General features: G+C 44.4%; 15 protein-coding genes. All 15 read left to right on the top strand.

The genetic code is table 11. The features are described 5' to 3' along the window. The first annotated feature begins 2 nt into the window (after positions 1 to 2). The 15 genes from nudC to spoIIIAC all read left to right on the top strand — a co-directional run bounded on the left by nudC (position 3) and on the right by spoIIIAC (position 13,703). Complete coding sequence (gene nudC, locus NKF87_RS07535; protein WP_173791871.1) at positions 3 to 839, top strand: NAD(+) diphosphatase; 837 nt, start codon at positions 3 to 5, stop codon at positions 837 to 839. 238 nt (positions 840 to 1,077) lie between these two features. After that, positions 1,078 to 1,545, top strand: a complete 468-nt coding sequence (gene rimP, locus NKF87_RS07530) for a ribosome maturation factor RimP (protein WP_028085790.1) — start codon at positions 1,078 to 1,080, stop codon at positions 1,543 to 1,545. A gap of 29 nt (positions 1,546 to 1,574) precedes the next feature. Beyond that, entirely contained in the window at positions 1,575 to 2,774 is a 1,200-nt protein-coding gene (gene nusA / locus NKF87_RS07525; protein WP_253583364.1) for a transcription termination factor NusA, read from the top strand. Positions 2,775 to 2,808: 34 nt separating this feature from the next. Further along, a complete protein-coding gene (gene rnpM / locus NKF87_RS07520; protein WP_055283529.1) occupies positions 2,809 to 3,063 on the top strand; it encodes an RNase P modulator RnpM in 255 nt (84 codons plus the stop codon). Continuing rightward, complete coding sequence (locus NKF87_RS07515; RefSeq protein ID WP_118224111.1) at positions 3,050 to 3,373, top strand: L7Ae/L30e/S12e/Gadd45 family ribosomal protein; 324 nt, start codon at positions 3,050 to 3,052, stop codon at positions 3,371 to 3,373. The genes rnpM and NKF87_RS07515 overlap by 14 nt, the downstream gene beginning before the upstream one ends. A 14-nt stretch (positions 3,374 to 3,387) precedes the next feature. Beyond that, on the top strand, positions 3,388 to 5,919 hold the full coding sequence (gene infB / locus NKF87_RS07510; RefSeq protein ID WP_253583363.1) for a translation initiation factor IF-2: 2,532 nt from the start codon (positions 3,388 to 3,390) through the stop codon (positions 5,917 to 5,919). Positions 5,920 to 5,933: 14 nt separating this feature from the next. After that, positions 5,934 to 6,320, top strand: a complete 387-nt coding sequence (gene rbfA / locus NKF87_RS07505) for a 30S ribosome-binding factor RbfA (RefSeq protein WP_253583362.1) — start codon at positions 5,934 to 5,936, stop codon at positions 6,318 to 6,320. Beyond that, positions 6,310 to 7,281 carry a DHH family phosphoesterase gene (locus NKF87_RS07500; protein ID WP_253583361.1) on the top strand — a complete coding sequence of 324 codons (972 nt, stop codon included), beginning with the start codon at positions 6,310 to 6,312 and terminating at the stop codon, positions 7,279 to 7,281. The genes rbfA and NKF87_RS07500 overlap by 11 nt, the downstream gene beginning before the upstream one ends. Before the next feature lie 3 nt (positions 7,282 to 7,284). Next, a complete protein-coding gene (truB, locus tag NKF87_RS07495) occupies positions 7,285 to 8,205 on the top strand; it encodes a tRNA pseudouridine(55) synthase TruB (protein WP_253583360.1) in 921 nt (306 codons plus the stop codon). 17 nt (positions 8,206 to 8,222) lie between these two features. After that, positions 8,223 to 9,146: a riboflavin biosynthesis protein RibF gene (gene ribF / locus NKF87_RS07490; protein ID WP_253583359.1), complete on the top strand. Its 924-nt coding sequence runs from the start codon at positions 8,223 to 8,225 to the stop codon at positions 9,144 to 9,146. Between the two features lie 130 nt (positions 9,147 to 9,276). After that, the gene (gene rpsO, locus NKF87_RS07485) at positions 9,277 to 9,543 is read left to right on the top strand and encodes a 30S ribosomal protein S15 (protein ID WP_006427570.1); all 267 of its coding nucleotides are present in this window, start codon (positions 9,277 to 9,279) and stop codon (positions 9,541 to 9,543) included. 256 nt (positions 9,544 to 9,799) lie between these two features. Next, positions 9,800 to 11,887: a polyribonucleotide nucleotidyltransferase gene (locus NKF87_RS07480; RefSeq protein WP_118224107.1), complete on the top strand. Its 2,088-nt coding sequence runs from the start codon at positions 9,800 to 9,802 to the stop codon at positions 11,885 to 11,887. Positions 11,888 to 12,028: 141 nt separating this feature from the next. After that, positions 12,029 to 12,976: a stage III sporulation protein AA gene (gene spoIIIAA / locus NKF87_RS07475; protein WP_028085781.1), complete on the top strand. Its 948-nt coding sequence runs from the start codon at positions 12,029 to 12,031 to the stop codon at positions 12,974 to 12,976. Continuing rightward, complete coding sequence (locus NKF87_RS07470; RefSeq protein WP_028085780.1) at positions 12,973 to 13,491, top strand: stage III sporulation protein AB; 519 nt, start codon at positions 12,973 to 12,975, stop codon at positions 13,489 to 13,491. The genes spoIIIAA and NKF87_RS07470 overlap by 4 nt, the downstream gene beginning before the upstream one ends. 17 nt (positions 13,492 to 13,508) lie before the next feature. Continuing rightward, positions 13,509 to 13,703, top strand: coding sequence for a stage III sporulation protein AC (gene spoIIIAC / locus NKF87_RS07465; protein WP_028085779.1), 195 nt, complete (start codon positions 13,509 to 13,511; stop codon positions 13,701 to 13,703). The last annotated feature ends 33 nt before the right edge of the window (positions 13,704 to 13,736 follow it).

Genomic DNA, 13,736 nt, shown 5'->3' with positions numbered 1-13,736 from the left:
ATATGATACAGAACATTGAACCACATGTATATAGAAATGAATATGTCCCGGAGCCGCCAAAGGAAGACAGCGTGATCTTGTATTATGAAGGAAGAAAGATTCTGGTGAAGCTGGAAGATCAGGAGATTTCTTTCCTGACATTCAAAGAGGCTGCAGTCTGTTATCCGGATATCTATGAAGATTATACGTATCTCTTCTCGATTGACGGACAGGGATACTATCTGACGGATGGAATCGACCCGGCAGACTTTCCGGGGTTTGAACTGAAGGATAATCAGTATTTCCGCGAGGCCAGACCAAAGTACAGACAATTTGCCGCAGTGACAGGATGGCAGCTTTACCGCTGGTATCAGTCACGGAAATTCTGCGGCCACTGCGGGCAGCCTATGGTACATGACGACAAAGAACGCATGATGCGTTGTCCGGATTGTGGAATGATGGAATTTCCGAAGATATGTCCGGCGGTGATCATAGCTGTCACACATGGAAATAAGATCCTGATGTCGAAGTATGCGGGAAGAGAATACAAAAAGTATGCACTGCTCGCAGGCTTTAATGAAACGGGTGAATCCATTGAGGAGACGGTAAGGCGTGAGGTCATGGAAGAAGTCGGACTGAAGGTAAAGAATCTGCGGTATTATAAGAGTCAGCCGTGGTCCTTTACCGATACACTGCTGATGGGATTCTTCTGTGAACTGGACGGGGAAGACGGTATCACGCTCGATACCGATGAACTTGCTATGGCAGAGTGGTTTGAAAGGGAGCAGATGCCGGTAGAGGCCGAAGATCTGAGCCTGACAAATGAGATGATGATGGCATTCAAACATGGAAAAATGTAAAAAAATACGCAAAATCCCTTGATTTTGCAGAAAAACGGTGCTATAGTTAATTCAGTTACATAAATCAACCGGCAGAAGAGTGGACATATCGTTCACTCTTCTTTGTTGCATATCAAAGTATGCAGCAGAATCTGCCAGTGGCAGATCCTGCAGATAAGCAGGTAAAAAGCATAAATGAAAGAAGACCGGCTGATCGCATAACGTAGATAAATAAGGTCTGCATAAGGAGGATTTTAGATTGTCAAAAAGAGAAATGTATGAACAGAAAACAGAAGAGATCCTGCTTCCGATCGTGGAAGAGTATGGATTTGAACTGGTGGATGTCGAATATGTAAAAGAAGGAAGTAACTGGTATCTTCGTGCATATATTGATAAACCGGGCGGAATCGGAGTGAATGACTGTGAGGCTGTAAGCCGCAGACTTTCCGACATTTTGGATGAGAAAGATTATATCGAAGATTCCTATATCCTGGAAGTCAGTTCACCCGGACTTGGCAGACCGCTGAAGAAGGAAAAGGACTTCAGGAGAAGCCTTGGAGAAGAAGTCGAGATCAGAACCTACCGCATGATTGACAGACAGAAAGAATTCACCGGAATCTTAAAAGATTACGATGAGACAACGGTTACGATCGAGATGGAAGATGAGACCGAGAAAACATTTGAAAAGAGCGAGATCGCACTGATCCGATTAGCGTTTGATTTTTAAACGGCATGGATAAGCAAGGAGGAAAGACCATGAATACAGAATTATTAGAAGCGTTAAATATACTGGAGAAAGAGAAAGATATCAGCAAAGAAACACTGTTAGACGCCATTGAAAATTCACTGATGAATGCCTGTAAAAACCATTTCGGCAAAACAGATAATATCAAACTGATCATGAACAAAGAAACATGTGAGTATCAGTTATATGCTGAGAAAACAGTTGTGGAAGAAGTAGAAGACAAACTGGAACAGATTAGTCTGGAAGATGCAAAAGAGATTGACAGCAAGTTTGAACTTGGTGATATCGTGCATATTCCGATCGAATCTAAATCATTCGGACGTATTGCAACACAGAATGCCAAGAACCTGATCTTGCAGAAGATCCGCGAAGAAGAGCGTAAGGTTGTATACGATCAGTATTTTGAAAAAGAAAAAGATATCGTAACAGGTATTGTGCAGCGTTATGTCGGAAAGAATGTCAGCATCAACCTTGGTAAGGCAGATGCTATGCTGACAGAGAACGAACAGGTAAAAGGCGAGGTATTCAAACCGACAGAACGTATCAAATTATATGTGGTAGAAGTAAAGAATACGACAAAGGGACCAAAGATCCTCGTGTCCCGTACACATCCGGAACTTGTAAAACGTCTGTTTGAATCAGAAGTTACAGAAGTGAAGGATGGTATCGTAGAGATCAAGAGCATTGCAAGAGAAGCGGGAAGCAGAACAAAAATTGCCGTATGGTCTAACGATCCTGATGTAGATCCGGTCGGAGCATGCGTCGGTATGAACGGAGCCAGAGTCAATGCGATCGTCAATGAGCTGCGTGGGGAGAAGATCGATATCATCAACTGGAGTGACAACCCGGCTATTCTGATCGAGAATGCATTAAGCCCGGCAAAGGTTATCTCTGTAATGGCTGATCCGGATGAAAAGACAGCCAGCGTTATCGTTCCGGATTATCAGTTATCTCTGGCAATCGGTAAAGAAGGACAGAATGCAAGACTTGCAGCAAGACTGACAGGATATAAGATCGACATCAAAAATGAAACGCAGGCAATCGAGTCCGGAGAACTTCCGGAAAACTACATGGAATTAAGCGAGGGCGTGTACGAAGAAGAGTATGACGACGATGCAGAAGAATTCGATGTAGAGAACACGGCAGATGCTGAATATGATGAAGACGACACAGAGATCACATTCGACGAAGTTGAGGACACAGAGGAATAGGTGATAATTCGTGGGAGTAAATAAAAAAGTTCCTATGCGCAAATGCGTAGGATGTCAGGAAATGAAGAGTAAAAAAGAGATGATTCGTGTCATCCGCACATCGGAGGGAGAATTTCTGCTGGATGCGACAGGAAGAAAGAACGGACGCGGTGCTTATCTCTGTCCGAATGGCGGCTGCCTTGCAAAAGCAGTGAAGAACAAAGGCCTGGAGAGATCCTTTAAGCAGGCTATTCCAAAAGAAGTGTATGAAGCACTGGAAAAGGAGATGGAAGTACTTGAGTCAGAATAAAGCATTATCTATGATTGGTCTGGCTACAAAAGCCGGCAAGGTTGCAAGTGGAGAGTTCTGTACGGAGAAAGAAGTAAAATCCAAAAGAGCATGTCTTGTGATCGTTGCAGACGATGCATCCGATAATACCAAGAAGAAATTTCAGAACATGTGTGACTTTTATCAGGTTCCGATCTATTTTTACAAAGACAAAGAGACATTGGGGCATGCAATGGGAAAAGAATTCCGCGCATCTTTGGTGGTCCTTGATGAGGGATTCGCAAAAGGTATCCGGAAGCATATAGACACAGAGAATCAGACAATTGCGTAGAGGAGGCAGATCATATGTCAAATAAAGATATAGAAACAAATATAAACGAAAATACAGAAAAATCAGAAACACCAAAGAAAAAGAATATCGTGCATGTATTCCGTCCGCAGAATACACAGAACGGCGGTAATAAAGGAAGAAGATCCGGCGGAAACCGTCAGAATTCCGGACAGGGAAAACAGATGCAGGCAAATAACGGCCGTCCGGCAAAGCGCCCTGCGGCACAGAACACAGCAACAGGAGAGGCACAGGCTCCAAAGAGAACAGAGAGGCCGGCAGCAGAAAGAGCACAGGGCAGACGTCCGGAAAGAAACGAAAGACCGGACAGAAATGAAAGAACAGAAAGAACAGAAAGATCAAACAGAGACGACAACAGAAATAACCGCGGCAGCGACAGACGCGGCGGTGGAAGAGACGGACGTAGTGATCGTCAGGAAGGAAGAGGCGGACAGAGATTCCAGAGAGGCGACCGTCCGCAGAATGGCCGTTCCGACAGAAATCAGGGAGACCGTGATAACAGATATGACAACAACCGTAGTGATGACAGACAGGGACGCAAATTCGGAGAAAAATCAGATAACAGAAGAAATGACAGAAGAAATAACACAAGCATTCCGGCTCCTGCAATCGAAGGACAGAAACCACAGAGAAAGAATGCCAAGGGAAAAGACGATCACAAGAAGAAAGATTATCGTCGTGATGATGAAGAAAGAATGCCAAAGGGTAAGAAGAAAAACGAGCCGAAGCAGCAGCTTCAGAAACCACAGCAGAAAGAGCAGAAGGTAGAAGAAGAGATCAAACAGATCACAATCCCGGAAGTTCTGACAATCAAAGAACTGGCAGACAAGATGAAGATCGTACCATCTGTGATCGTGAAAAAGCTGTTTATGCAGGGTAAGATCGCTACTGTAAACCAGGAAATCGATTACGAGACAGCAGAAGAGATCGCACTGGAATTCGATGTCCTGTGTGAGAAGGAAGAAGTTGTAGATGTAATCGAAGAACTTCTGAAGGAAGACGAAGAGGACGAAAAGAAAATGAAGAAACGTCCGCCGGTAGTCTGTGTTATGGGTCACGTTGACCATGGTAAAACTTCTCTTCTGGATGCGATCCGTCATACCAATGTTATTGACCGTGAGGCCGGTGGTATCACACAGCACATTGGTGCGTATGTTGTAGAAATCAACGGAGAGAAGATCACATTCCTGGATACTCCGGGACATGAGGCGTTCACAGCAATGCGTATGCGTGGAGCAAGTTCTACAGATATCGCTGTTCTTGTAGTAGCAGCAGATGATGGTGTTATGCCGCAGACAGTAGAAGCGATCAACCATGCAAAGGCTGCGGGTGTAGAGATCATCGTTGCTGTTAATAAGATGGATAAACCTAGTGCCAACATCGACCGTGTAAAACAGGAACTGACAGAGTATGAACTGATTCCGGAAGACTGGGGTGGAAGCACGATCTTTGTTCCGGTATCTGCCAAGACAGGTGAAGGACTGGAAGATCTGATGGAAATGATCGCTCTGACAGCAGAAGTAATGGAATTAAAGGCAAATCCAAACCGTCGTGCCAGAGGTCTTGTCCTGGAAGCAAAACTGGATAAGGGAAGAGGTTCTGTTGCCAATATCCTGGTTCAGAAGGGAACACTTCGCGTCGGAGATCCAATCGCTGCCGGTTCTGCGTTTGGTAAAGTAAGAGCCATGATGGATGATAAGGGAAGAAGAGTCAAAGAAGCAGGACCGTCTACACCGGTAGAGATCCTGGGACTGAATGATGTACCGAATGCCGGAGAGGTTATCGTTGGATGCGGAAATGAAAAAGAAGCAAGAAACTTCGCAGAGACATTTATCTCACAGAGCAAAGTAAAACTTCTGGAAGAGACAAAATCCAAACTTTCTCTGGATGATCTGTTTACACAGATCCAGGAGGGTAACTTAAAAGAACTTGGAATCGTCGTAAAAGCAGATGTACAGGGATCTGTAGAAGCAATCAAACAGAGCCTGCTGAAACTCTCGAACGATGAAGTAGTCGTTAAGATTATCCACGGTGGTGTTGGTGCGATCAATGAATCGGACGTAAGTCTTGCTTCTGCATCAAATGCTATTATCATCGGATTCAATGTACGTCCTGATGCAACTGCAAAAGAAACGGCAGACCGTGAAGGTGTAGACATTCGTCTGTACCGTGTCATCTACAATGCGATTGAAGACGTAGAAGCGGCCATGAAAGGTATGCTGGATCCTGTATTTGAGGAGAAAGTACTCGGACACGCAGAAGTACGTCAGACATTCAAGGCTTCGGGAGTCGGAACAATCGCCGGATCTTATGTCCTTGACGGACTGTTCAAGAGAGACTGTTCTGTCCGCCTGACACGTGACGGTATTGTAATATTTGAAGGACCTCTGGCATCACTGAAGAGATTCAAAGACGATGTAAAAGAAGTAAAAGCAGGTTACGAATGCGGATTCGTATTTGCAAACTTCAATGACATCAAAGAAGGTGACCTCGTAGAGGCATTTGAGATGGTAGAGATTCCACGCTAGGAGTTGATATAAAAATGAGAAAAAGAAGTATTAAGAATACAAGAGTAAATGCAGAGGTGCAGCACGAGTTATCGAACATCATCCGCGGGGGCTTAAAAGACCCGCGTGTTGCACCGTGGACTTCGGTTGTAGCCGCAGAAGTTGCGCCGGACCTTAAGACATGTAAGGCATATATCAGTGTGCTCGGAGATGCTTACGAGCAGGAACAGACAATCAAGGGTCTGCAGAGTGCGGAAGGATATATCCGCCGGGAACTGGCAAGAACATTGAATCTCCGTAATACACCGGAGATCAGGTTCGTGCTGGATCAGTCCATTGAATATGGTGTCAATATGTCAAAGAAGATCGATGAAGTAACCAAAGACCTGAAAACGGAAGGTGTTGAGGAAGATGCTGAATAAAGTATTGGAAAATGTGTCGACGATCGCGATCGGCGGACATATACGTCCGGATGGAGACTGTGTGGGTTCCTGTGTGGGACTCGGACAGTATATCCGCGAGAATTACAGTGATAAAACCGTAGACATTTATCTGAAAGACATCCCGGAATCTTTTCATTTCTTAAACGGAACAGAGACAATTCTGGAGTCTGTGGATAATGAAGAAAAAATATATGATCTCTTTATTTCCCTGGATTGCGGGGATACAGACAGACTGGAATATTCCAAACCATTGTTTGTAAAAGCAAAGCATACATTCTGTGTAGATCATCATATCAGCAACATTGGCTTTGCAGAGGTCAATCATATCGTTCCGGAAGCAAGTTCAACATCAGAGCTGGTATACGGACTGCTGGATGAAGAGAAGATTTCTAAAGATGTAGCGGAAGCACTTTATCTTGGAATCGTGCATGATACGGGAGTATTCCAGTATTCCTGTGCCGGACCGGAGACATTCCGGGTGGCTGCGAAACTTCTGGAAAAAGGAATTGACGCACCAAAGATCATAGAAGAGACATTCTTTGCGAAATCCTACGCACAGAATCTTGTAATGGGGCGTGCATTGATGGAAAGTATCCTGTTTCTGAATGGAACCGGTATTGCATCTTTTATCCGAAAAGATGTGATGGAGTTTTACGGGGTAGGGCCGAAAGATCTGGAAGGAATTGTAAGTCAGCTCCGTGTAACGGAAGGGGTAGAAGTTGCCGTGTTTATGTATGAACTGAGGCAGAATGAATTCAAAGTAAGCCTCCGTTCAAAAGAGAAGGTCGATGTCAGCAGGATTGCACAGTATTTTGGCGGCGGTGGTCATAAGAAGGCAGCTGGATTTACAATGACAGGAACACCGTTTGATGTGCTGAACAATCTGTCAAAACAGATCGAAGCGCAGATGGAAAAACTGGAAAAGACACAGGAGCAGTAAACTATGATACACGGAATCATTAATGTGTATAAAGAAAAAGGGTTCACTTCCCACGATGTAGTAGCAAAACTCCGTGGGATCGTGGGACAGAAAAAAATCGGACACACCGGAACACTTGATCCGGATGCGACAGGTGTTCTTCCGGTTTGCTTGGGAAAAGCAACCAAGCTTTGTGATCTTCTGACGGATAAGGATAAAACTTATGAGGCAGTTATGCTTCTCGGTATGACAACTGACACACAGGATGTTACGGGCAGGATTCTGGAAGAAAGAAGTACGGAAACACTTACAGCAGATAAAGTAAGAGAAGTGATCAGAAGCTTTATCGGAGACTATGATCAGATTCCACCGATGTATTCGGCACTTAAGGTAAACGGGAAAAAATTATATGAGCTTGCCAGGGAAGGAAAGGTTGTAGAAAGAAAAGCCCGTCCGGTGAAGATCCTGGATATCCGGATCATAGAAATGGATCTTCCGCGTGTTCGTATGGAGATATCCTGTTCCAAAGGAACCTATATCCGGACTCTTTGCCACGATATCGGCGAACAGCTTGGATGTGGCGGATGTATGGAATCACTGATACGTACAAGAGTATCGGCGTTTCAGATAAAGGATGCAAAGACACTGGAAGAAATCGGAGCATTAAAGCAGGAAGGAATGCTTGAGGAGATTCTGGTGCCGATTGATGAAATGTTCCCGTTATATCCAAAGATCACAGTGAAGGATGACTGGAAAGCATTTGCAAAAAACGGGAATCCGCTGGATGAGAAGATGTTGAAAGACGCAGACAGACAGGAGGCAGACAGACAGGAGGCAGACAGACAGGTGCGTCTGTATGAGGAATCAGGTAAATTCATTGCTATTTATCAATGGAAAGAAAAAGAAAAAAAATATCACATCGTCAAGATGTTTTTTAACGAGTAAACGAGGAAGAAAAGACTATGCAGTATATCAGGGAGCTTGCGGAATATAACGGAAGCGGCAGGGCAGCGGTGACTTTTGGAAAGTTTGATGGATTACACAGAGGCCATCAGGTGCTTGTGACAAAAGTTCGTGAATTAGGAGAACAGGAGAATATTAACAGCATCGTATGTTCGTTTGACATGAGACCGCTATGGAAGGAAAGAGGGATTACTCCGGAACTTCTGATGGTCGGGGAAGAACGGCAGGAAAGGGTGAAAGACGAAGTCGATTACCTGATCGAATGCCCGTTTACTGAATCTTTCCGTCAGAAAAGTGCGGAGGATTTTATACAGGAGATCATTCATGATCTTTTTCATGCCAAATATGTTGTGGTAGGAACAGACTTTACATTCGGATGCGAGAAACGCGGGGATGTGCATATGCTGGCGGAATATGCAGATCAATATGACTATCAGCTGATCGTCATAGAAAAAGAACGTTATCATGACCGGATCATCAGCAGTACTTATGTAAAAGAAGTGGTAAAAGCCGGAGATGTGGGACTGGCAGAAAAGCTGCTTGGTTATCCATTTGAAGTAGAGGGGATGGTCGAACATGGCAGACAGCTTGGCCGTACGCTCGGATTTCCGACACTGAATGTTGCATGGCCTGACGGGAAGATCGTGCCGGCACACGGAGTCTATTTCTGTAAGATTGATGTACAGGACAAGACCTATCCGGGGATTGCAAATGTCGGTATTAAGCCCACTGTAACGGAAGAGAAGAAGCTGTTGATCGAAGCGTTTCTTTTTGGATATTCGGGAAATGCATACGGAGAAAAAGTCCGGATCAGTCTGATGGAATTCCGGAGACCGGAACAAAAATTCAATGGAATCGGAGCACTGAAAGAACAGATTGATAAGGATATTGCAAAGGGAATGGAATATTTTGGAATTGTATAAATTTCTCTTTACACAGGGAAGTTCATATGATATACTAAGTAACGTTGAAGCCGGTGTTCGGTAACTGGAAACTCCAACCGTTACTTAATATCAGGCGTTTTAATTTAAGAGAATACAGGAGGAAACAAACATGATTTCTAAAGAACAGAAAGAACAGATCGTAGCACAGTATGGCAGAACAGCAGGAGATACAGGATCACCGGAAGTACAGATCGCTATCCTGACAGCAAGAATCAATGATCTTACAGATCATTTCAAAGCTAATCCAAAGGATCACCACTCAAGAAGAGGACTTCTTAAGATGGTAGGACAGAGAAGAGGACTTCTTGCATACCTGAAGAAGACAGACATCGAAAGATATCGTGCATTGATCGAGAAACTTGGATTAAGAAAATAATTCATGATTTTATGGGACATTCGGAAGGATGTCCCTTTTTCATTGTCGGAATAAGCAATAGAAGTCATCGGCGGCAGATTATGTGAACGATTTTGGGTATAGCTTTTTGTGAAAGTGTATGCTATAATAAATAGGATTGTGGATTGGGAAAACTTCACCGAGACCACTGAAAAGTATATTTGATATAAAAATGTGTTTTTCAGTAGTTTCGGGGTGATCTTGAACCACAAAAGAAAAAATAAAGGAGAACACATTTATGTATAAAACATTTGAGATGGAACTCGCCGGAAGAACCTTAAGAGTTGATGTCGGCAGAGTTGCAAAACAGGCAAATGGTGCTGTGTTAATGCATTATGGTGATACAACTGTACTGTGTACAGCAACTGCTTCAGAGAAGCCAAGAGACGGAATCGATTTCTTCCCACTGAGCGTTGAATACAATGAAAGAATGTATGCGGTAGGAAAGATTCCTGGGGGATTCAATAAGAGAGAAGGAAAAGCATCTGAGAATGCAATCCTTACATGTCGTGTGATCGACCGTCCGATGAGACCACTGTTCCCGAAGGATTACCGTAACGATGTAACACTGGAGAACCTTGTATTATCTGTCGATCAGGATTGTTCACCGGAGCTTACAGCTATGCTTGGTGCAGCAATCGCAACAACAATCTCTGATATCCCGTTTGACGGACCAATCTCTACTACACAGGTAGGTCTGGTTGACGGCGAATTCGTATTCAACCCTACAGCAGCTCAGAAAGCAGTATCTGACATGGCTTTAACGGTTGCTTCGACAAAAGAGAAAGTCATCATGATCGAAGCAGGAGCAAACGAAGTTCCTGAGCAGCAGATGATCGATGCGATCTTTGCTGCGCATGAATTAAACCAGAAGGTAATCGCATTTATTGATACAATCGTGGCAGAATGCGGAAAACCGAAACACGAATATGAAAGCTGTGCAGTTCCGGAAGAACTCTTTGCAGCAATCAAAGAGATCGTTACTCCGGAAGAGATGGAAGTAGCAGTATTCTCCGATGACAAACAGACAAGAGAAGAGAATATCCGCGCCGTAACAGAAAAATTAGAAGAAGCATTTGCTGAAAATGAAGAGTGGCTTGCAGTTCTTCCTGAAGCTGTATATCAGTATCAGAAGAAGACGGTACGTAAGATGATCTTAAAAGACCACAAACGTCCGGACGGAAGAGAGATCGACCAGATCAGACCACTTGCAGCAGAAGTTGACCTGATCCCTAGAGTACATGGTTCTGCAATGTTCACTCGTGGACAGACACAGATCTGCAATATCTGTACATTAGCACCACTTTCTGAAGCTCAGAAACTGGATGGTCTGGATGAAGCAGAGACAGTCAAAAGATATATGCATCATTACAACTTCCCATCATACTCTGTAGGTGAGACAAAGCCATCCAGAGGACCGGGACGTCGCGAGATCGGACATGGAGCACTGGCAGAGCGTGCGCTGCTTCCGGTACTTCCAAGCGAAGCAGAATTCCCGTATGCGATCCGTACTGTATCTGAGACATTCGAATCTAACGGTTCTACATCTCAGGCAAGTGTATGTGCATCTTCTATGTCATTGATGTCAGCAGGTGTACCAATCAAGGCTGCAGTAGCAGGTATCTCATGTGGACTTGTTACCGGTGATACAGACGATGATTATCTGGTGCTTACAGATATCCAGGGACTGGAAGACTTCTTCGGAGACATGGACTTCAAGGTAGCCGGTACACATAAAGGTATCACAGCGATCCAGATGGATATCAAGATCCACGGACTGACAAGACCGATCATTGAAGAAGCTATTGCTAAGACAAGAAAAGCAAGACTTTACATCATTGATGAAGTTATGAATAAAGCAATCGATGCTCCAAGAGCAGAGGTTGGAGAATTCGCTCCGAAGATCATTCAGATGCAGATCGATCCACAGAAGATCGGTGATGTTGTTGGACAGCGTGGAAAGACAATCAATGCGATCATCGAGCAGACAGGTGTGAAGATCGACATTACAGATGATGGTGCCGTATCTATCTGCGGAACAGATGCCAAAGGTATGGAAGAAGCACAGAAGATGATCCACATCATCGTCACAGATTTTGAGGCCGGACAGGTTCTGGAAGGAAAAGTTGTCAGCATCAAAGACTTCGGTGCATTCCTTGAGTTCGCACCTGGAAAAGAAGGAATGGTACACATTTCTAAGCTTTCCAAAGAAAGAGTGAATCGTGTAGAAGACGTTCTCACACTTGGCGATGTTGTTAAGGTTGTATGCCTTGGCAAGGACAAGATGGGAAGAATCTCATTCTCTATGAAGGATGTAGCGGAATAAGATTATAATTTAATATCAGATGTTATGTGAAAGCCTCGGATTTCCGGTAGTGGAAACCCGAGGCTTTTTTGTGTTTCTGGAAAAATACCAGTCATAATCTCCGCCCATCCACATATACATGGGTGTAAAGAGGTGATGAACATGAAAGAAGATACAATCTTAAAAGTCCTGCCATGGGATGTCAGAAGTATTATACAAAAGGAAAAGCTGGAGTTCGAATACTTACAGGAGATCCGTCTCCGGGAGGGAAAGCCGCTGATCTTCCTGTATCATGACACAGAAGTTATTCCCGGAGCGAAAGCCAGACGGCCATACCTGGTGACGAAAGATAATATCCGCGAAATGCTGGAATACATCAGTAATTATTCCCTATATGCGTGCGAGCAGGAGATGCGGCAGGGATTTATCACGATCGAAGGAGGACACAGAGTGGGATTGTCGGGACAGGCTATTATGGAAAATGGGAAGGTAAAGAACCTGAAATACATTTCTTCGGTAAATATCCGTGTGGCACATGAGATGATCGGATGCGCCGATGCGGTATTTCCCTATATTGTATGTAACCGGTTGTTATGTCATACATTGATCGTATCGCCGCCGGGATGTGGTAAGACGACACTGTTAAGAGATCTGATTCGTCAGATATCGGAAGGAAATTCCTGGCTTCCGGGACTTGCGGTAGGTGTGGTGGATGAACGTTCGGAGATTGGCGGCTGCTATATGGGTGTGGCGCAGAATCATCTTGGAATCCGTACGGATATTCTGGATGGGTGCCCGAAAGCAGAAGGGATGATCATGCTGATCCGTTCAATGGGACCGCAGGTGATCGCTGTGGATGAGATTGGGACACCGGAAGATGTACATGCTATAGAATATGCCATGCACTGTGGATGTAAGATGCTGGCGACCGTACATGCAGAGTCAATGGAAGAACTTAGGAAAAAACCACTGTTCAACCGGATGATCGGAGAAGGAAGGTTCGAACGGTATATTTTACTTGGAAATGACGCACACGTGGGACAGATCGAAGGAATCTTTGATAACAGGGGAAGCCTTCTATACAAAGAAATGATGGAAATGGCGAAATGATAAAAGGAATCGGGGCAGTCATGGTCATTCTTGCAGGCGGGGGCTGGGGAATGTTGCAGGCTGCAAAAATAGAAGAGTGTTACAGACAGATGCGATATCTGAGAAAACTGATTTTTCGGATCAGAAGTGAGATCCGTTATTCCAGACAGGTGCTTCCGGAAGCGTTTCTGCATGTAGGGAGCGAAGCGCAGGAACCGTATAAGATGTGGCTGCTTTCTTTGTGCGAGAGGCTGACGAAAAGACAGGGTACAAGTCTGGCGGGAATATGGGAAGAAGAGACGAGAAAATATCTTGCGGAAACCGGAATCCCACAGGATATGACGGAGAGTCTGATACGCCTGGGCAGTGAATTGGGAACGATCGATATCGAGATGCAGGTGAAGACATTGGATCTGTACCTGGAACAAATGGAACAGAAAATGGAGGACATGAGAACGGAGCAGAAGGAGAGAATCCGTCTGTACCAGTGTGTCGGAGTGACCGGAGGCATATTTCTGGCAATTATCCTCCTGTAAAAAATAGGAGGCAGTATATGAGTGTGAATCTGATATTTAAAATTGCGGCGGTAGGGATTCTTGTATCCATACTTTGTCAGGTGTTAAAGCACAGCGGAAGAGAAGAACAGGCATTCTTGACCAGTCTGGCAGGACTTTTACTGGTTTTATTCTGGATCGTGCCATATATCTATGATCTGTTTGAATCCATCCAGGATCTGTTCTCGTTATAAAATGTGTGATGTCTGAGAAGTATGTGCTATATG

Source organism: Dorea longicatena, from assembly GCF_024168045.1.
Taxonomy (GTDB): domain Bacteria; phylum Bacillota; class Clostridia; order Lachnospirales; family Lachnospiraceae; genus Dorea_A.
This window is presented reverse-complemented; position numbering and strand designations above follow the sequence as displayed.